At 35.7% G+C, this 19,410-nt stretch carries 19 protein-coding genes; 5 read left to right on the forward strand and 14 right to left on the reverse strand.

What is annotated here, in order from left to right:
* Positions 1 to 11 precede the first annotated feature (11 nt).
* The gene (locus V6984_RS20265; RefSeq protein ID WP_342757411.1) at positions 12 to 554 is read right to left on the reverse strand and encodes a sigma-70 family RNA polymerase sigma factor; all 543 of its coding nucleotides are present in this window, start codon (positions 552 to 554) and stop codon (positions 12 to 14) included.
* 244 nt (positions 555 to 798) lie between these two features.
* Here V6984_RS20265 and V6984_RS20270 point away from each other — a divergent pair, with 244 nt between their 5' ends.
* The 4 genes from V6984_RS20270 to V6984_RS20285 all read left to right on the forward strand — a co-directional run bounded on the left by V6984_RS20270 (position 799) and on the right by V6984_RS20285 (position 4,434).
* Complete coding sequence (locus tag V6984_RS20270; protein WP_342757412.1) at positions 799 to 1,632, forward strand: hypothetical protein; 834 nt, start codon at positions 799 to 801, stop codon at positions 1,630 to 1,632.
* Positions 1,633 to 1,734: 102 nt separating this feature from the next.
* Positions 1,735 to 2,247, forward strand: coding sequence for a lysozyme (locus tag V6984_RS20275; RefSeq protein ID WP_342757413.1), 513 nt, complete (start codon positions 1,735 to 1,737; stop codon positions 2,245 to 2,247).
* 293 nt (positions 2,248 to 2,540) lie between these two features.
* The gene (locus V6984_RS20280) at positions 2,541 to 2,915 is read left to right on the forward strand and encodes a BlaI/MecI/CopY family transcriptional regulator (RefSeq protein ID WP_342757414.1); all 375 of its coding nucleotides are present in this window, start codon (positions 2,541 to 2,543) and stop codon (positions 2,913 to 2,915) included.
* Between the two features lie 7 nt (positions 2,916 to 2,922).
* Positions 2,923 to 4,434: a M56 family metallopeptidase gene (locus V6984_RS20285; protein WP_342757415.1), complete on the forward strand. Its 1,512-nt coding sequence runs from the start codon at positions 2,923 to 2,925 to the stop codon at positions 4,432 to 4,434.
* A gap of 61 nt (positions 4,435 to 4,495) precedes the next feature.
* On the opposite strand, the gene V6984_RS20290 is transcribed toward V6984_RS20285, so the two are convergent.
* The 3 genes from V6984_RS20290 to V6984_RS20300 are packed head-to-tail and all read right to left on the reverse strand — an operon-like array spanning position 4,496 to position 6,469.
* Positions 4,496 to 5,011, reverse strand: coding sequence for a hypothetical protein (locus tag V6984_RS20290; RefSeq protein ID WP_342757416.1), 516 nt, complete (start codon positions 5,009 to 5,011; stop codon positions 4,496 to 4,498).
* A gap of 4 nt (positions 5,012 to 5,015) precedes the next feature.
* Positions 5,016 to 5,900, reverse strand: a complete 885-nt coding sequence (locus V6984_RS20295) for a DUF4367 domain-containing protein (protein WP_342757417.1) — start codon at positions 5,898 to 5,900, stop codon at positions 5,016 to 5,018.
* 53 nt (positions 5,901 to 5,953) lie between these two features.
* Positions 5,954 to 6,469 carry a sigma-70 family RNA polymerase sigma factor gene (locus V6984_RS20300; RefSeq protein WP_342757418.1) on the reverse strand — a complete coding sequence of 172 codons (516 nt, stop codon included), beginning with the start codon at positions 6,467 to 6,469 and terminating at the stop codon, positions 5,954 to 5,956.
* 552 nt (positions 6,470 to 7,021) lie between these two features.
* Here V6984_RS20300 and V6984_RS20305 point away from each other — a divergent pair.
* A complete protein-coding gene (locus V6984_RS20305) occupies positions 7,022 to 7,408 on the forward strand; it encodes a VOC family protein (protein ID WP_342757419.1) in 387 nt (128 codons plus the stop codon).
* Positions 7,409 to 7,453: 45 nt separating this feature from the next.
* Here V6984_RS20305 and V6984_RS20310 read toward each other — a convergent pair whose 3' ends face one another.
* The 10 genes from V6984_RS20310 to V6984_RS20355 form a co-directional block, all read right to left on the reverse strand.
* Positions 7,454 to 8,020 (reverse strand): hypothetical protein, encoded by a 567-nt coding sequence (locus tag V6984_RS20310; RefSeq protein WP_342757420.1) that lies wholly within the window; start codon positions 8,018 to 8,020, stop codon positions 7,454 to 7,456.
* Between the two features lie 18 nt (positions 8,021 to 8,038).
* Positions 8,039 to 8,677 carry a TetR/AcrR family transcriptional regulator gene (locus V6984_RS20315; protein WP_342757421.1) on the reverse strand — a complete coding sequence of 213 codons (639 nt, stop codon included), beginning with the start codon at positions 8,675 to 8,677 and terminating at the stop codon, positions 8,039 to 8,041.
* A 207-nt stretch (positions 8,678 to 8,884) separates the two neighbouring features.
* Entirely contained in the window at positions 8,885 to 9,544 is a 660-nt protein-coding gene (locus V6984_RS20320) for an HAD hydrolase family protein (RefSeq protein WP_342757422.1), read from the reverse strand.
* A 121-nt stretch (positions 9,545 to 9,665) separates the two neighbouring features.
* Entirely contained in the window at positions 9,666 to 10,289 is a 624-nt protein-coding gene (locus tag V6984_RS20325) for a TetR/AcrR family transcriptional regulator (RefSeq protein ID WP_342757423.1), read from the reverse strand.
* Positions 10,290 to 10,390: 101 nt separating this feature from the next.
* The gene (locus V6984_RS20330; RefSeq protein WP_342757424.1) at positions 10,391 to 11,146 is read right to left on the reverse strand and encodes an ABC transporter ATP-binding protein; all 756 of its coding nucleotides are present in this window, start codon (positions 11,144 to 11,146) and stop codon (positions 10,391 to 10,393) included.
* A 10-nt stretch (positions 11,147 to 11,156) separates the two neighbouring features.
* On the reverse strand, positions 11,157 to 13,487 hold the full coding sequence (locus V6984_RS20335; RefSeq protein ID WP_342757425.1) for an ABC transporter permease: 2,331 nt from the start codon (positions 13,485 to 13,487) through the stop codon (positions 11,157 to 11,159).
* A 215-nt stretch (positions 13,488 to 13,702) separates the two neighbouring features.
* A complete protein-coding gene (locus V6984_RS20340) occupies positions 13,703 to 16,609 on the reverse strand; it encodes an acyltransferase (protein ID WP_342757426.1) in 2,907 nt (968 codons plus the stop codon).
* A gap of 3 nt (positions 16,610 to 16,612) precedes the next feature.
* Positions 16,613 to 17,854: an acyltransferase gene (locus V6984_RS20345; protein ID WP_342757427.1), complete on the reverse strand. Its 1,242-nt coding sequence runs from the start codon at positions 17,852 to 17,854 to the stop codon at positions 16,613 to 16,615.
* Positions 17,855 to 17,861: 7 nt separating this feature from the next.
* Positions 17,862 to 18,338: a helix-turn-helix transcriptional regulator gene (locus V6984_RS20350; RefSeq protein ID WP_342757428.1), complete on the reverse strand. Its 477-nt coding sequence runs from the start codon at positions 18,336 to 18,338 to the stop codon at positions 17,862 to 17,864.
* Between the two features lie 78 nt (positions 18,339 to 18,416).
* A complete protein-coding gene (locus V6984_RS20355; protein ID WP_342757429.1) occupies positions 18,417 to 19,346 on the reverse strand; it encodes a cation transporter in 930 nt (309 codons plus the stop codon).
* Between the last annotated feature and the right edge of the window lie 64 nt (positions 19,347 to 19,410).

Here is a 19,410-nt window from a genome sequence, read left to right on the forward strand (position 1 = left end):
GTATAATCAAATTATTTATCGCTCAACAGTTTATCCCTTAGTTTTATTAACGCCCTTACTTTCATCTGATTTACAGCTTGTCTCGATTTATTTATTACTTTTGAGATTTCAACAACGGAATATCCTTCAACATAAATAAGATAAATAACCTGATATTCACTTTCATTCAGTATTTGTTGAATTCCCATCTCAAAGAGGAAATCCGTTTTATCCGTTTCTGCTGACACGGACTCAATATAATACAATTGCTCTTCGGACAAATTGGTATGTAGTATTTCTTTTTTTGATTGTATGATATCAGGAACCTTTTTATTATAAAAATTCCTGATAGAAACATTAATATAGTTTGTAATGGGACCATCCTCATTGCTTAACAGCTTTTTAAGTTCAAGCCTATGTATTAACTGGATGAAGTACAAAACTAAATCTTCATATGCGTCTTCATATATCAATTTTCTTGCATACTTTCGCAATAGCGGTCTGAACTTATTAATCAATTCCATCATTGCTTCGTTATCTGGTTCTTGTGCCCTTTCTATTAAATTCTTTAACATTTTAAAGCCCTCCTTTTCTTCTAAGGAGGAGCTTTTTATTAAAATGTAAACGTAAACTTTTGCCCTCTTCTATATATCCCTTTTTTCATACAAAAGGACACCAAACTTGTAATTTTACAACAAATATAATGCAATATTTCTGCACATCAATTATTGCCGGAGCACTTCCCTATTACATAAAAAAGTGCTATACTCGCTGTATATTTTTGTAACAAAAAAACTTATGGCATAAGGGGGAGTTTACATGAAAAAGAAACTTATAATTTTTCTTTCATTAATAATCATTGCGTTTATTTGCTTTGCTGCTATAACAATGATTAGAACAAAATATTCTGAAGATGTGATTCTAAATCAAACTAACAATGTTTTTGACGGCACTATCGACAATAAGCCTGCTCGAATGATGATTTATCGAAATGGCAACCGTTTGACCGCTTACTATATTTTAAAAAATGACCAAACGGAATATATTTTAACCGGATCATACAACCGCATAACACGGCAGTTTAAGTTATCTGACAGCGATAAGACAATAATGCTAAGCGGAACTATTCACCCGGATACAGAAAGCGGGGACCACTATATTTTAGCCGGTAATTATTATTACGCCGGATCAGATATGGAAAGCGATTTCAATCTGATCCCTGCCTGGGGATTAGGCGGAGAAGGCAAAGACAGCATTTATCAGGATTTAGGTTATGACACAGCGCAGGTAGAAGAATTTACCGATCATGTCATTGAACTTGTCCGTACGGATGATAAACAGCGCTTATCACAGTTAATGAGCTATCCCTTATCCGTTGTCGTCGAAGGAGAACCGATTCTTCTTAACAATGAACAGGAATTCCTTACCCGGTATGATGATGTCATGACTGCCGACTTCAAGTCTTCCATAGTGAATTCGTTTAATCGTTATTTATGGGGGAATTATAATGGCATACAGCTTGGTGACAATGGAAGGGGCTTTCTGTTTTATAAAGGTTCTGAAGATGAAGATATGAAAATCATCTCAATCAGTAATAATAGCCCGGATTTCTCCTATCCTTCCAATGAAGATAATGGTATTACTCAAGGTTAGTACAAAAAGTTTACAGTAGAAGTTTACATTTATACTATGTTCCTCTCTTTTATTATTGTAATCGATTACAAAACAAATAATAAAAGAAAAGGAGACAACAAAATGAATGTAAATACTACCGGAAAGGACTTTATTAAGAAGTGGGAATGTAACAACATAGCAGAGTTAACAGTAAAAGATGACGGATTTGGCAACTTAACCGTCGGATACGGACATAAGGTGGTTACTGCCGATAAGTTAAAAGCAGGCGACAAGATTACCCAGGCAAAAGCAGATTCTTTCTTTACATCTGATTTAAGCACTGTCGAAACTGCAATTAATAAGCATCCAAAGGTTGGCAGCATGACGCAGGTAATGTATAACGCAACAGCTTCTTTGCTTTACAATGTCGGAACATCGCCGGTTACAACTACTACCAATGACTTGTACAAGGCATTGAACAGTGATGCCACTTATAAAAGTCCCATTTCTACAGCAGCCAAAAATGCCGTCGTAACTGCTTTTACTTATACCAAAGTAAATGGTAAAAGGGTGGAAGGACTTGTTAATCGAAGAAATGCAGAACTAAACGTATTTTTAGGAACTACAGATAAAATCTATATTACAATGAATTAGTGTTCATTAATTCTTATTAAACAGAACAGGGGCTATTGCAAAATAACTGAGAGATCACTTATGGAGCAATAGCCTCTTTTTAGTCCTGCAAGATTTCAATTGACAAGACTTTTAATTATATTGTAGTATTATGTTATACGTTTGTATAATACGGTTTTCCTTCAATTCCATAACGCTATATCGATACTTAAATTAGTCATAACTGCAAATTTCAGATTATCAGCGAGACATGGAACATAGACTTTAATAATTGAGAAAGGAAAACGGAGATGATTTTAAAACAGGTGAAAAAAATGAAAAAACTGGGAGATGCGGAATTTGAAATAATGGAAGTGCTCTGGAAGCATGATTTTCCGCTTACATCAAACGAGATACTGGATGAAATAATAGAAAAACGTAATTGGAAACTTCCAAGCCTGATGACGGTTTTATCACGCCTGGCGGAGAAAGGGTTCGTGAACTGCGACAGAAGCACACGCACGAATTATTATAATTCTCTGGTGTCTGAGAAAGAATACAAAGTCAACCAAAGCGAAAGCTTTCTGGAACAAATGTATAGCCGTTCCGCACAAAAATTTATAGCTGGATTATATCAGGGAAAGAAGCTGTCATCGAACGACATAAAGGAACTTAGAAAGTATTTGGATTCGTTGGAAAAGGACGGGTAATGAGGGTATGAATATATTTTGGGGAGTATTGGAAGCAACTTTAATGGGAACCATGGGTATTCTTTTATTCTGTGGAATTTCTTTTACTTTGAAGAAAAGATATCAAATAGGATATAAAAAGATAGTGTGGCTATTGATAGCACTACGATTGCTTGTACCATTTCACGTCACTCTTCTGCCGCAGCCTCTGTCAATAGAAATCCCCAACTTCATACTACAGGAAAGCAGCAAATGGGATAATAGCAATCAGTTGATTTTTTTCATTTGGATAACCGGCTGTTTTATTGCTTGTGCTTATTATTTTACGGTTTACCTTATTACCTGCAAAAAAATGACAGCCCGGAGCACAGAATACATCAAACCTGAAATTCAAAAAATATACATGAAGGCAGCTGATGAATTAAAGATAAAAAATCTGCCGGAAATACGTATTATGGCGGATACGGACAGCAGCCCCTTTACGATGGGATTGCTTAAGAACCGGATCTTTCTTCCGGATAAAGATTATTTGGAACAAGATTTATATTACATTATCCGGCATGAGCTGATTCATTACCGGAATAAGGATTTATGGTTTAAGGTTCTCTTACTCCTCGGAAATGCAATACACTGGTTTAATCCTATCGTATGGATAATGAGGCGGCTTGCAGAACAGGACATAGAATTGGTTTGCGACAGTGAAGTGCTTGAATTTGCTTCACCGGAAGAGCGTAAGGAATACGGAGAAGTCATACTCTCCTATGTGCAAACGGGAACGAGAAAATATCCCATGCTATCCACAGGATATATTCAAAAAACCGATTCCATCAAACGGCGGTTTAACAATATTTTCAATACCGAACCTAAGAAAAAAGGAATGGACATTTTCTTTTTAATGATTGCACTTTTGCTTTTGTCCTGCGTATTTCTAAGCATCAGAGGAGGCATCGCCACATATCCCGAGAGCAAAATCCCAATAGAAAATGGCCTTGAAATAAAAACAGATGTGGACGGCGACGGAAGCCGTGAAAGTATCTTTGTAAAAGATGTTGTAAACGATACGGACGCATTCACTCAAGTTGTTGCGCAGTTTGGCGGCGGCGATTCAGTATTTATCAGTTATCCTGACTACTGGTCTTCCTATCTGATATCAGGCGATTTGAGCGGAAATATGAAAGCGGATATTGTTTTGGTACGTTATTCCATAGGAAGTACTTTCAATGCCGCAGAGGTATCGGTCATATATATGGAAGATAGAAACTGGAAGGAATATTCCAGCCAATTTATTCATAATCCCTCCATCGAAGCGGAGCAGCCGGATAGTTTTTCATCGGATAATCGAGCTGTCTCCTGCCTGGGGGCTGCTATAATAGAACAGGATGGGAAAAACATGCTGCGCATTATTCTCAATGAAGATGTTCAAAATGATGTTGTAAAGTGCGTTGACTGCTCATATCGCCAGGATGGCTGGTATATCGAAAACCTGCAAATAATCTCCAACTATTACTCGGAAAACAAAGAAAAAGAATTATTAAATTGATAAATTTACAGAGGGCATCCATTTATAGTTTAATCAACTAGCGGATGCCCTCTGTATCTATTTACTGAAAGTTATAAGTTTCCGTTTCTGTATACATTGAAACTTCACTTCCACCTACCACCGCGTAATGGGTACAATTAGCACGGTATCCTCTTCCGACAACTGGATTAGTAATATAAAAACCGCCGAAAAATGCGTCTGTATTTTCGGAATATTCATTTTTCACAGTAATATTACTCCAGAACAGACCGCTCTTTTGCTGCAAAGTAAAGTTTCGAACTCCTATTTTACTCGCTATTCCTCTGCATGATGTCGAGTATACCACCAGTAATTTTCCATTACTATTCGATAACCCTATATCACAGGTTCCCAGATTGGAGCGCAGATAATTATTTTTCTCTCCATAAAGCTCCCTATATAAACTTTCCGCCTGTTCAGCGGTTAGCGGTTCAATAACCAACTCCTCCTGCTTTTGGCTTGCTCTTGTAAAATCAACGGATTCATTAGCGAAAACTGTTAATGGTGATGTTAATATCAAAATCAAGCAGATACTTGTTATCCATTTTTTTATTTTCATTAAATTACCTCATTTCTTCAACAATTGTTTCCAGCGTCTCCTGATCCATATTTGTTTCTACTACATAAATAAATTGTTCGTCCTGATACATGGCCTGAATTGCATCATCAGTTTGGTAAAAAGAAACAGCATAATCATTAATTTCCTTTTGCTCAATCAGATTATTCATTTTGTCCATAGCAGACATCCATTTGCCATTTCCGCTGATACATCTTATAAGGAACCTCACATAGCTATTATCATTCCGGTTATAATATTGTCTGGAAATTCCTACGTCATTTTCTTCCGCTATTTGTATGTGTATTATTTGAGCTTCTAATTCTTCCGGAATAAACTGCGGAACTTTAAATCCTAATCCGGATATTTTTTGTGCCTCTTCCCATGAAGCAGCCTGTTGGTCTGTCGGCGTTAATGTCTCTTGTATTGCTGAACTATCGTCATTCTCAGCTTTCTCACTATCGCTTTTTTCAAAAACATCAAAATACATGACATAAGCCTTGCTTTTAACGAAAGTAAAAATATCCTTGCTGGTTGCACTAACAGAAATATAATTTCCCATAATAAGCACGAACGCTGCGATCAAAAAGCCTGCTGCCGCCTTCCCTGTTTTGATCCCTACCGGCTTTTGGCCCATTTTCTTTTTGGGTTCCGATACATTGCATTCCGGCAAATACTTTTCAGCAAATTCTTTTTTCGACATTTTGTCCGAATCATCTGGAATACCGTCAATCTGATCGAGCAAATCGATAATATAATCGACTTTCTGTACATCAATATCATCCGGTGATTCATCCATCTCTCTATCAAGGGCTTTTTCTAATTCAGATTTTAATTTACCATCTCCACCTACCTTATTTTGATAATTGGGAGTGCTGTTTTTTCCCTCCATTGGTACCTCCTAATCTTTATATTCTTATTAATCAATAAAAGGTAACATCGATTTCAATAAAAAATAAGAAATAAATCAGCTTTCAAATTATTTTTTAATTTCTTTATAATTCTTGACAGCTTCATCTTGCTTCCTGCCACCGTTGTTCCAGTCATCTCCGCTAAATCTGAATGTGAATACCCATCAAGATATTTTTTTATTAATAAATCATATTCATCTTCTAATAGTATCTCTTTATACTCTTCATACAGGATATAATCCGATTCACTGTTCTTGTCCGGTATATCTTCAATTCTTTCATCATAAGCAATCTCATTTGTGATTAATTTAAAATTAATGCTATTGAGTTTCTTTATTTTATTTTCTGCTGTTTTATATATCCACCCAATACTGTTTTCATGTGTCCTCAAATCATCAATATGCCGAAAAGCCTCCAAATATACTTCCTGCAGAACATCATCTACTAATGTAGGATCATTACATCTTCTTCTAATATATTTTCTTAAATTATAAAATGTAGTATCATATATTTCATTAAAAAATTCTTCCTTCCAATTTTCTTTATTCATATCATTCCCCTATTACACTTATATGTAAGCCCCTTTCCCTATTTAGTTTTTACCTCCATGCCTTCTAAAAAGTGCTATATCTTTTTGTGATACCTTTTTCTTTCATGCCCCTTCCCCAAAAAGATATCATTTAATTTCTCCATATTACTTTCCCCCCTTACTGTTTATTAATTTGGGCTATGCAGTTATATATCATAAAATTTCTGCATTAATTAATGCACCATATAACTAATAGACCATAAGATTATTATACTATAAAATAATTATTATTAGCTAATTTTCTAAATCTTTAATAACTAGTTTTCGAAAAAATCCGAAACAGGCATTACTTTATTCAAAAATACCCATACATAGGGAACTTATAGGATTATTAGGGTACAAAAAATCAATGTATCCACATTATTTACTAATGTGAATACATTGTCCAGACAGAAAAAAAGCTCATAATATGTATTATATTAAAGATATTTGCGATAAAAAACTTAGTGGAAGCGCTTTTGTTTATGTGATAGAATATAATTCATAAATAAAATTTTTTAGGAGGAACTGTTGATGTCTAAACCTACAATTAATTTCGCATCAGTTACCCTGGATTGTCCAAATCAAGAGGAGTTGGCGGATTTCTATGCTGCATTATTGGGATGGAATAAACAGCGGTTCGATGAAGAATGGCTTGCTGTTATTTCTCCGGATGAACATATATGTCTGCTGTTTCAAGAGATAGAAGACTATATTCCACCAGTTTGGCCGAATGAAAAAGGAAAACAGCAGCAAATGACACATTTGGACTTCGCCTCGTCACCAGATGAAAAAGAGTCGGTTAAAAGTCATGCTTTGGCCTGTGGTGCTACTTTGGCATCCGTACAATATTCCGCAGATTATACTGTTTTTATCGACCCGGTGGGACATCCTTTCTGCATTAGTTTTTTTGGTAGTTGAATATCGTTGATTTGGAGGTATTCATATTATGCATATCTGTGGTTTTTAATTCTTTTTACATGCCTGATGCTTTTTATGATAGTAAAAACCACCAATACAAATAATCAGTCCCGTAATCGCCGGCTTTAAAATTGACATTCCAGCTTCCCCGCCAAATACCACGCTCCATAGAACCTTTAATACCGCTGCTGCAATAACAACTCCCAAAAGCCATTTCCAGTTTCTTTTCCAAGCTGCTATAATAAGAGCTATAAAAAATATTGGAACAGACAAACTTATTATGATTTTGGGAACGGTCCATTCTCCCTTCAAATATTCCATCTCAAATGCAAGAAACGACAATATCTGAGGGCTGCTTACTGCAGGTGCAGAAAACCAAAACATACTTGTGAACAAAGCAAATATAGAAACGAATATTCCGGTCATGCTTTTCTTATAAGCAAACAATACAATCGGTATAATAAATATTGGCCTTATATACCAGCTCAATACATTATGATGTCTTTCAAATGCCCACTTGAAAAATATATCATCTGTTAGAAATAATATTATGAATATTACTGTCGCAACAGCAAATACCATTCCTAATATATAATCCATTTTTTTAGTCATAATTAATCACCCCATATTTTATAGCTCTCTGTTTTTAATTCCGTTAAATATAATGTTAAGCAGTGAATTCACTAATTTATTCGCGTTTTCATCAAAATGCCTATAGCTAATATCACCAAATTTATTCAGCATGTATTCATTTACTGTTCCATTAAGCGATTGCAGCATCATATTTAAAGCTAATGTATCAATATTACTATCAATTTCCCCTTTTGATTTTGCATGATCTATCATTTGATTAAACAATGATTCTGCTTGTTTATCTCCTTCCTTGATAACTGCCAGCTTTGCAGCCTCATTATATTCCTTTGAAAATTGTTCTCCCAGCGCCGCATATTGAGGGTGAGCTTTCGCAAATTCAATACCTTTAATAAACAACAACTGAATCTGTTCCATTAAGGACAATGTCTTAAATTGACCTAAGGTTTCAGAAAAAAAGGTAATCTTTGTTTCAATCGCCAAGAGCATTATATATGCATAAAGATCTAGCTTGTCTGTAAAGTATTGGTAAAAACTCCCTTTTGCAATATTTGCTTTCTTGCATATTTGATTAATACTGGCTGCATCATAACTGGCTGCTGAAAACTCTTCTAAGGCAATTGATGTAACTAGATTTCTTTTAGCCTCTGATAAGTTAAAAAATGATGGGTTAGGCACAGTTTATTCTCCTTTCACACAATGTGACCGCATAGTCATACTTATGATTATATTGTACGACCATGTGGTCACATTGTCAATAATATTATTAATCTTGCTTTAAAATACCACCAAATTTCGTGTCCATATTTTTTATTGAATCTACTATGCCATAGTTACCTGCCACATGGGTATGAATGTCAATTAACATAAAAAACATCCATCATTTTAAATTAAATGATATTTCTTGCAATAGAAATAAATTCCATCTTCTGCAACACTTCCACATATATCATCAGCGATATCTTTTACATCATTTGTTGCATTACCCATTGCCACACCGGTACCTACAGCTTGTAACATTTCAATATCATTTGTTCCATCACCAAAAGCCAGCGCTTCTTCTTTCTTTAAATGATAATATTCTTCTTTATAGCATCCTATCATAATTTGATAAATATCTTCCTTTGTTAAATCATCAAAGTCTTCCACGATTTCTACTGATTGATCAGATATTGCGAAATAATCTATTAAATCCTGATCTTTACCATTAGCTCCTATTCTAGCTTCACTAGCTATGGAAACCGGCCGTTGAATTCTTTTAGCATTTTCTATGATTGTCTGCACATCGGATGATCGTATGGGATTTTTATAGATAATTTCATTCTTAGTACAGCAATAGGATGCATTAAATGTCAGGAAGGCGTCGAATTCGACATTAGGAAAGTGAGGTACGCTTTTAAGTGGTCTTCCAGTCGCAATACAAATAATAATTTTATTTTGCTTTAATCCGATCAATGTTTCTTCTATTCTTTTTGTCATTATCTTTTTATTTATATCAATCAATGTTCCATCTATATCAAAAAAGACAATTTTTATATTTTCCATTCATCTTCTCCTAATACAAACAGTCGTTTATATTTCCAATGTTATTTTATCAAATCAGAAGTTGTAAGCTTAATTGGCACTAAAGTATGATCTCTATCGGTATTGAATATGCTTGTTGTATCTATTCAAACATTTCCATAAATTCCTGGAATTCTCCTTCTTTTGCCCCAAACATCCGCTCGGCATTACACAGAAATGCCTTAACCTTTACCGGATATTCTTCTGCTTTCCACAAAAATGTATCGCAATCAAACATCATATGTCCCATAAGCAGCAAGGATTCAATACATTCTTTCGGAAAATCTGTATGAATAATGTCTTGTTCTCCGGCTTCTTTCACTGCCCCTTCCAAAACCGATGTCATTTTTTTTAACATTACTTTACGATATTGTTGCTCTAATTTGGCATTATCCACTTTGTGCAGTTCTTCTGCCAGTTTATGGGCACCTTCAAATTCTGGTGCCTGGGCCATTACCGCCATTACAATACGTTTTAATAAAGGGATAGATGTATCCTGCAAAATTTGTTCTGCCCTGGCAGCCCCTTCATACACGATATCCATAATAATAGCTTGAAGCACTTCCTCTTTTGAAGAATAATAGTAATAAAAAGTTCCTTTTGCAATATCTACGATTTTTAAGATATCATTGATCGAAGTCTGATCATATCCCTTTTGCACAAATAATTTTCTTGCGGTAAGTAGGATTTCCTTCCTTCTTTCTTCTCCAGCTTTAATTGTTCTCATACATATCAACCTCATTTTGAAGCATCTAAAGTTCCTGATGCTTTTCATATATTTCTTATATTTCTTGATTATACCCTTACTTACCATCAATTGACAAGGTCTTACACGGTGGGATACGGGTAAATGTTTTTTGACGGAAACCGCAACCCTTTGATCCAGTTATCCAGTTCTAATACACGGTCTCCACCTGTTTTGAATTCCTTACAGGCAGCAATCTGACCATCACTTATATAAAGAACTTTTTTTGCTTTTGCTGCAACTCTTTGGTCATGTGTAACTGCCATAATTGTCATCCCATTCCTGTTTAAATCCTCTAAAATTCCCAGAACCTGATCTGTAGCCTCGGAATTAAGCGCACCGGTAGGTTCATCCAAAAAAAGGATTTCCGGATTATTGATCATAGCTCTGCAAATAGATGCCCTCTGCAGTTCTCCTCCTGAAACTTCTTTAATATCACGATTTTCAATTCCTGTAATTTCCATTTGTTTCATCAGTTCGTATGCGCGTTTTCTGATATTCTCAGCCGGTTCTTTCTTTGCTACAAGTCCAGGCAAAATAATATTATCTATAACAGACAGATTTTTCAGCATTTGAGCATTTTGAAATACAAACCCCATCTTCGTCAGCCTAAAATGGGACAGCGCGCTTTCCTGTAACTCGATAATATTCACACCTTCAAACATTACTCTGCCTTCACTGACGCTATCCATTCCACTGACGCTATATAAAAGCGTTGATTTCCCTGAGCCGGACGGCCCCATGACCGCAGCAAAATCTCCTTTCTTAATTTCAAATGTTATATCATTTAATACTTTTGTGCCCTTAAAGGACTTGCTTATCTGTTCTATTTTTATCATGGCGGACTCCTTATTCCATTATTTGATCTCTAATATGATAGTTTCTTATAATCCTCGTCCCAATGATTACGGTAATAGCAACCACTAATAACTGTACTGACGGACAAATCAGGTAAACCCAAACCGGTTCTATCAACATCTTTATTCTGGCTACGCCTAAAGAAGAAAGCATTGCAGCAAATATAATTTCCCCCAGCGTATTGGCAAGAATAGTCCCTATTAAAATTGATAAAAACTGGATAACAAGAATCCTGATTCCAAGCTGTATCCTAATATCACGGGTCGAGAATCCAATTGCTTTTTTAATTGCTATTGCACTATGTTCCCTTGCTGTAATAAGCTGCAAAAACATTATAGTAATTAAAATAGAAAATAGTAAGGAAATCACTATAGCTACCCCTTCCACTAAACTCATATTCTCCACGATACCTCCAAGTGTCTGGAAAACAAATTCATTCACAGGGGTTATTTTACTATCGGATAATAGAGTTCTCATTTCAGCAACTTTTTTATCAATGTCTACGCCCTCACGAACATCCAGATAAATCATATAACTTTCTATATCTTTAATATCGAAATCTATAGCTGCTTTTGCCGTTTTGCCTCCATAAGTAATATCCTGATAGATACCGCAGACACGAAAGATAAGTTCTTTCCCCTGATAAATAACAGTTACATAATCACCTGCTTTTTTCTCCAGATCAATGGCATTCAAATAAGAAAGAGCCATCTCATTCTTCTCCGCAGGTGCATTTCCTTCCAGATATTCTAATGGAAAAACAAAGTTATCCCCATTTTGCACACGAATATATTCCCGTTCTCCATCTCCGTTCCGAGACTGTACATAACCGTTCTTGTAGACTGAAAACCGACCAATCTCCGGTTCCTTTTCCAGATAAGCAATCGATGCTTCTTTTTGTTCAATCAGATTCTCGCTGTACTGAATATCGATACGGATGTCACTTTTTCCAATACCCATATAAGTTAAAAAGGCTGGGTTATCAATGGTATTATTCATATTCATGGGAAGCAGAATCAAGAAGGATGAAAATACAAATATTAAAAGAATCAGAAAGTATTCCCTCCAACTACATTTAAGTTCTCCTAAAGCGATTACAAGGTTACGGCACTTAAGTTCCTTTGTAGGAAGTGCATAATGTCCTTCTTTATTTATTTTCTCCTCCCCGCGCATTAACTCCACGACCGTACTGTTTAAATTTCGTCGGATAATCCTATGGCACCGAAATATTACAAAAAAACTGAGCAGGACAACTCCCGCTAAAGGAAGTACCCATTTTATCCTCTGACTGTCTCCATATCCGCAATATCTGATTATCGTTTCAGAAAAAAAATCTCCAAAAGGAATGGCGGCCAAATAGCCAATAATTGCCGCTGCCAGCACAAGTACGGTATATTTGATTTGATATATTTTCTCAATATCCATTTCTGGAATTCCAATTGCTTTCATTTCTCCAATAGAATAATTTTCTTCTGCCATAGTAGCCCGTATAATATAAGCCAGACATAATATTGACATAATAATCAATAAAATACTAATCGCCATAATTACCACGGCTATCAGCCCATATGAAAAAGCATTAATCATATTGAAAATCCCTGTTGTAACCGCCACTCCGTTAGATGGCATGCCTGCATCCATATATGTATTTCCCATGACTGCAGGGGACACATTTTCATTTAAGAGAAATTCAAAGCAATATTCCCATTCGCCCATATGAAGAGCCAATTCATCCTGATCGTTCTGACTGATAAGAAAGCGTTTTGAATAGGAAAGCGCTGAATTCATCGTAGAATCGCGGATAATTGCAGATACCTTAAATTCTTTCTGATAATTTCCATCTCGGAGAACGATTGTATCTCCCGCCTTTATGTTTAAAACCTCTGCATAGTAAACGGGAACTCCGATTTCTCCATCCTGAACTACTGCGATTTTGTTATTTTGGTCAAGAAGAAAATCAAATTTTTCATTCTGTGTAACAAATCCATTATCCATCAGACACTTTTCTAAGGATTCTCCCTTGTAGATAATATGTTTATTATTAATATCAAGCATCTTAACTATTAACGCATCTTTTATACCATCTTGTTCCTTCACAAAATCGTTAAATGCTTCCTCATCATATTCTCCCTTGTGCATCTGTACATATTCTGGCGGTACAGCAACCTTATTTAAGCCATTTAATGAGGATATCATGATGCCTGTAATCCTCAGTCCGCCTGACATAAAAACAGCGGAAAGAATCATAAATACTGCAAGAGCAGTTGTTATAATCCTGTTTCTTTTAAAGTCCTTTCGGACAAGATTAAACAATAACTTCATATTATGTGTCTCCTCCTCGACTGCTATAACGTCCCCCTACCGACGGTTGGTATAGTTCAAAAAATATGCCGACCATCGGTCGATATATTTATATTACATTTTCAAATTTTAAATGTCAAGTTTCAAAAAAAAGCCTCCACACTCTAATCCAGGAAATTCAGATTAAAATGCACGAGGCTTTTTCGTATCTATGCCAACTTAAAGGCAGGGAGAACCTATAATAATTTCATATGACTATGCTGTTTTATTTTTCCTATAAAGGCCGAGAGCAACAGCGGAAGCACAAATGCGATCACTGTAACTGCCGCAGGATAAGTTTTTGCAAAGCTTGTATACGCAAACCAGAGAACCCATAATACACCCATGTGCCAAATGTATACAGGAAGCGTACATTTAGAGCCAAGCCACCAAACAATCCCCTTACTTCCTATGTTCGGATAGTATAAACAAACAAGAACCACAAGATATACAAGCACTTCAATACTTAAGTATGGAACTCCGGTATTTTTTCGTATTAAATACTCGCCCGCAACACACACAACGAAAACTGCCGCTGCACTGATTACTATGCCGGGCTTAACTATTTCCTGAATTTTCTGTTTGTACCGGTGAATCAAACACCCCATCATAAAATAAGGCAGTGTTACAATGAGTACATTTCTATACCTGATGAAGTCCCCTCCGCCATTGTAAGCCAGATAAAGATAAATGCAAAGTAATACCGGCGCCAAAAACAAAATGTTCTTATGACACTTAATCTTTATTAGTACAAGCATCAGTATAAGTGCATAAAACAAAGAACCTAAAAACCATAGATGATCTGCTACCGGTGACTGATTATAAAGAAACAAATCTACAATGCTTGAATCGTTGACCTGCTTTTGGATCCCTACCGGTATAATCCCAAGCTTATTTCCGATTAAATATAAATATACATATAAAAAATTAGCACCCACGCACAACATAAAAATACGCTTTGCCTGTTTCTTGATTCTTTTCTCAAAAATTTCTGTTTTATCGGAGAAGCAAAAGTAACCGCTTACTACAATAAAAAAGGGAACTGCCATCTTTCCAAAGCAAAAGAAAATTTCTCCTGCCTTTCCTCCAAACGGTGAATGAATAAACACTACAAAAAATGTCATTAAGAGTCTCATACAATCTATAAAATATTCTCTTTGACTATCTAATTTAGTGTCTTTTTGTTCTTCTATACCTTCTCCACCGCCTCCGCCTGGTTTTTTACCCTTAATAAGGGCGATGACCCTCTGGTCAAATGCATGAAGCAGCACTGCCATTGAAATAGCTAATATATATACAGATATTATATATATGAAATCATTTTTAATCTCTATTTGATTTCTTAAATATATAATAAATAAGTTGTGAATAATGTAAAGCTCAATTGCAATTTTCCCCAAGAAAGCCAGTAAATCGTTTTTAAATTGAAACTTCATCGTAATTAAGAAAAATGTTATAACCATAAATATGATCATCGGAAGCTGACATGATAATGTCTGTATTTTTTCCAGATACCCCGGGTGTCCGTCCCACTCTGCCCAATAGCCTTTTGTTTTCAGCATATATTCTGTTAATGCATAAAAAACACCGCTTCCTATCAGACCGGCTGACAGCCATACCAGGTAATTCTTTTTAATGTTTGCAAGCAGAGCATTATAATATCTGGAAAATATCATCCCAATATAAAATAAAAGAATACTGTTATACCACCACTCACCTTTTAACCAGGCACCGCCGCTTTTTGTCTGGAAATCATGTCCGAGAAATAAGCTTGCCGCCGTGAAGGCAATAATAAATACACCCATAAAGATAAAAGCGGTCTTTTCATTTTTCAAAATCTTAAATAAGATATAAAAGGCAATATATAATATAAAAATTTCTACAATAAACCAAAGCTGTGTATTCAATAAAACCCAACCCGTAAGAGCACTGATTAATTCAGCTTTTGTAAATGTCTCGCCAAACAATATGGCTGTCAGTACAAATATTGTATTTCCTGTATAAAACGGCACTAAAATTGTCGACAGCCTTTTAGGGAGAAACCCTTTTAAATAATCCGGTTTTGTTTTTAGACTCGTATACACTCCGTAGCCTGAACAAAAGAAAAATACTCCGACAAAAAAGACACCAATATCACACATCAAATTCAGCGTTCCCTTGTCAAGATTGTTATTCTGAGTAATAGCCTGTGCCAAATGATGCAATATAATGCCAGCGGCACAAAAGCCTTGGAGTCCTTTCATAACGGACAGGGAAAAGGCATCCTCATGAAATTCCTGTTTCTTTTTTCCTTTTACTCCGACAAGTAATAGTACAAGAAGAAGGATTATAAATATACCAAGCGATATCTCTATCACTTCTTTCTCTATCGTGATATTTTCGGGACTCTGCTTTATGACAGCAGTATCTTCTGCTTTCTCTCCTCCGTCCGCACTCACTGCGGTTTCTTCCAAGCAATAACTTTGCAGAATCTCCCCTACAATTTCTTCTTTTTCTGATATAACCTCTTCCTCATTCCGGGATAACGTCATAATTGTAAAAACTCTTCCACCGCTTACCGTACCGGCTACTATATAATGATAATCCAGATAGGAAAGAGTAATAACCGCAAAATCCGCATTGGTCCCTTCCGCTAAATATGTATCTCCCAAGCTCATTCCCGATTCGGATTTCATTTGATTCCCGTAAGCCTCTAAAAAGGATTGCCGCACATCCTCAGGCTGTTCTTTTAATTCCTTATAATCGAGCGAAAATTTTTCCGTATCCTCCAGCATAAACAGATCCATACCATTTTCACTTTTAAGAGCTCCCGTCTGCGAATTCAAATCAACGTCCGCCGCATTCACTGCTTCCAGAATGGCCCCATCCAAACGTTCTTGAAAACTTTCATAGGAATCTAATTGATACATCGTATAGATTTCTTCTAAATCTTCTTTTCCTTCATACATCACATACCAGTTATCCGGAAATGATATGGAATGTCCCTGTACTTTATATTCCGTATACCCTGCCGGTGCCGCACTGCAAATCATCGGATTCATCAGAGCAATTACAACACCTCCCAACAAACCCAAACAGCTGGTTGCTAACTTACTAATCTTCATTCTCTACCTCCATCTTGACAAATAATCATTTTTGTCCAATACCCATAATTTTATTTTATAGATAGTCATGGCCGCCAATATCGTTGCAGCAAACACCGCTATGATATACAAGATTTCGTTTATAACAGCAAGCTTTAATAGAGATACGATAAACACATTATTAATCAGTATGACTTCAAGTGAAAATCTGCCCAAAAAATCCAACGCCTTGTTATAGAACGTAAATTTCATCATAAACAATAGAATTACCGCAACAGAAAACACAACCATAGGGAGCTGGAAAGCCAATGTTTCAATTTTTTCCGTATATCCTTTATAAAATAGATCCTCAATCCAATAACCTTTTTCTTCAAGCAGCCTTTTCGACATAATTCCAAAAAACGAACTGAGCATCAGAAGCATACTCAGGCATAGATAATACCTTTTTTTAATCCATGGCAGCAATTTTTCTTTAAAACGGGCGGCGAGCATTCCAACAAAAAATACAAATGTCGTATTATACCACCATTCACCCCGGAACCAGCTGACGATCTCACCAGTTGTCAAATCATGTCCCAGCAACAAGCTGCCACCCATTACAGCCACAATGCAAACACCCATAATCATATATGCGATTTTTTCCTGCTTGATAAAACGGAATATGACATAAAACAGAATATACAAAAACATAATTTCCACGGCAAACCACATTTGGGAATTTAAAAGCTTCATTCCAAAAAAGACATACAGCAAATCACTCATCGCATACTTTTTACCCATCAGAAGCATCGTTATCAAATAGACATAATTACATATAAAAAATGGAACTAACACAGTAAATATTCTCTTTTTTATAAAGCCTTTTAAATAATTATCCTTTTGATATAAGCTCGTAATAAGTCCATATCCTGATGCAAAAAAGAAAAATCCTACAATAATAACTCCTGAATTTTTAAATATGCTCAATGCACCTTTGTAATCGATCTCAGATAATAACACTATGTACATATGGTGCATGATAACGCAAACTGCTAAAAATCCTTGAAATGCTTTACTTTTTTTTAAACTGAAGGTCTCTTTCGTATAACCTCCCGCCGGAGCTTTTTTTGCTCCGTAAAACAACAGCACCATTAATGAGGCGGGAAGCATCCAACCTAACATTTCATTTTCCGATATTTTTTGCACTTCAATAAAACCCGACACACCTAAAAAAATACACCACACCATAAATATAAAAAATGTGGTAATCACTTCTTTCTTTTTCATACTCCATTCACTCCCTTTCTTCGTATTCCGGCTCATTTTTATAGATAGAATCTTGTTGTTCACTGAACTTCCGGTTATCCTGTACCGTCTCCGGCACCGTCGTAAAGGAAATAATATTTAGTATGATAGAGATAAGAAGCATAAGACATACAATACAAAAAATGATGATATTTTTACTCTTTGCATGCACTCTGGATATTTGCGCATCTGAAATGGCAATGGAATCATGAATGAGCTGCTTGGCATCTTCCGCCGATATACAGCTTTCGTCCTCAATACATTCTCCTTTCAGCAATTCCATTACCGTTATGTCCAGAGCATTGGCTAACGGTTCTAAAATTGAAATATCAGGAAGACTAAGTCCTCTTTCCCATTTTGAAACTGCCTTATCGGTCAGATATAATATCTCTGCCAGTTCTTTCTGGGTCATATTTTTTTCTTTTCTTCGGTTAGTGACAAATTTCCCAAATTTGTCTTTATCCATGGAATTCCCCCTTCTACCTATGTTTATTGTAACTGTCCATATTTAAAAAGCTATCGACCGTCAGTAGAATCAGCATTTTTACGGGAATATAAAACTGACACTTACATTCTCATATTCATGAGAAAGCTCTTTTTCTATACATATGGTCTTTTTAAGTAATTCATCTTTGTTAATTATATCGGACTGGCTATCCAGATGAATGAAAACTCTGAAACTCATGCCCACCTTATGGATATAACAGTTTTTTAGTTCCGTATTATTTAACAGATATTTTTTGACAGTTCTTTCAATTGGTGTTTTTATCTCATCTTTAGTGACTATTCCGTTTGCAAACTCGATAAAGGCTTCCTTCATAACCTTAAACGGTTCTTTTACAGAGAATACAGCCAGGATAATTGTAATGAAAAAGTCTCCCGTGTATAACAAAAAAGAAAAAGGACTTTCACCATTACCTCCTCCCGTACTACCTTTGCTAATAAAAGATATAATTAATATACCAATTCCAATCCCGCCGGACATAATGCCATCAATTAACGTGGCTTTCGCTTCTGCGCTCAACATTGTACTCGTATTGTTGGTCCGCTTATTCTGCTTCCAATAAAAAAAAGATAAAGCGGTACATAGAATGACCATGAGGATCTCGTAAGGTATAACAGGGCCATAATTCATTATCTCACCGGTTCCATACAGGAAATAATCCATCGCCTTAACAGTAACACTTATAGTAGCATAAACGAGCAGGGCAAGTGTAAGCAGTGATTTTAAAATGGCATAAAGAGGCTCCATAAAAAAGTATCCATGAGGAAACGACTTGCTTGTATTCTTACTCTTTTTGGATATTATAGTAGCTGCAATACCGGAAAGGACAGCAAGTAATGTAAAGTATGCATCAAGGAAAAGTGCCTCTATTTTTGTTATATGATAAACCCAAACGCCTGCTCCTCCCATCAGGATATTGGATATAATTCCAACAATTAAAGCTCTTTGTTCATATTGCTTTTGATTCATTTGGAGCCTCCTTTTATTTTGCTTTGTTACTAAATCAGGTTGCCATCAATTGACAAAGTCTTAT

Origin of the sequence: Kineothrix sp. IPX-CK, assembly GCF_039134705.1 — a bacterium.
GTDB lineage: Bacteria > Bacillota > Clostridia > Lachnospirales > Lachnospiraceae > Kineothrix > Kineothrix sedimenti.

Bases quoted from the DNA above. Each gene is read 5' to 3' on its own strand.
- V6984_RS20285 (WP_342757415.1), top strand. From the start codon at position 2,923: ATGAATATATTTTGGGGAGTATTGGAAGCAACTTTAATGGGAACCATG.
- V6984_RS20300 (WP_342757418.1), bottom strand. From the start codon at position 6,469: ATGAATAAAGAAAATTGGAAGGAAGAATTTTTTAATGAAATATATGAT.
- V6984_RS20340 (WP_342757426.1), bottom strand. From the start codon at position 16,609: ATGAAGATTAGTAAGTTAGCAACCAGCTGTTTGGGTTTGTTGGGAGGT.
- V6984_RS20355 (WP_342757429.1), bottom strand. From the start codon at position 19,346: ATGAATCAAAAGCAATATGAACAAAGAGCTTTAATTGTTGGAATTATA.
- V6984_RS20280 (WP_342757414.1), top strand. From the start codon at position 2,541: ATGAAAAAACTGGGAGATGCGGAATTTGAAATAATGGAAGTGCTCTGG.
- V6984_RS20345 (WP_342757427.1), bottom strand. From the start codon at position 17,854: ATGAAAAAGAAAGAAGTGATTACCACATTTTTTATATTTATGGTGTGG.
- V6984_RS20310 (WP_342757420.1), bottom strand. From the start codon at position 8,020: ATGACTAAAAAAATGGATTATATATTAGGAATGGTATTTGCTGTTGCG.
- V6984_RS20270 (WP_342757412.1), top strand. From the start codon at position 799: ATGAAAAAGAAACTTATAATTTTTCTTTCATTAATAATCATTGCGTTT.
- V6984_RS20305 (WP_342757419.1), top strand. From the start codon at position 7,022: ATGTCTAAACCTACAATTAATTTCGCATCAGTTACCCTGGATTGTCCA.
- V6984_RS20325 (WP_342757423.1), bottom strand. From the start codon at position 10,289: ATGAGAACAATTAAAGCTGGAGAAGAAAGAAGGAAGGAAATCCTACTT.
- V6984_RS20335 (WP_342757425.1), bottom strand. From the start codon at position 13,487: ATGAAGTTATTGTTTAATCTTGTCCGAAAGGACTTTAAAAGAAACAGG.
- V6984_RS20295 (WP_342757417.1), bottom strand. From the start codon at position 5,900: ATGGAGGGAAAAAACAGCACTCCCAATTATCAAAATAAGGTAGGTGGA.
- V6984_RS20275 (WP_342757413.1), top strand. From the start codon at position 1,735: ATGAATGTAAATACTACCGGAAAGGACTTTATTAAGAAGTGGGAATGT.
- V6984_RS20290 (WP_342757416.1), bottom strand. From the start codon at position 5,011: ATGAAAATAAAAAAATGGATAACAAGTATCTGCTTGATTTTGATATTA.
- V6984_RS20350 (WP_342757428.1), bottom strand. From the start codon at position 18,338: ATGGATAAAGACAAATTTGGGAAATTTGTCACTAACCGAAGAAAAGAA.
- V6984_RS20265 (WP_342757411.1), bottom strand. From the start codon at position 554: ATGTTAAAGAATTTAATAGAAAGGGCACAAGAACCAGATAACGAAGCA.
- V6984_RS20330 (WP_342757424.1), bottom strand. From the start codon at position 11,146: ATGATAAAAATAGAACAGATAAGCAAGTCCTTTAAGGGCACAAAAGTA.
- V6984_RS20320 (WP_342757422.1), bottom strand. From the start codon at position 9,544: ATGGAAAATATAAAAATTGTCTTTTTTGATATAGATGGAACATTGATT.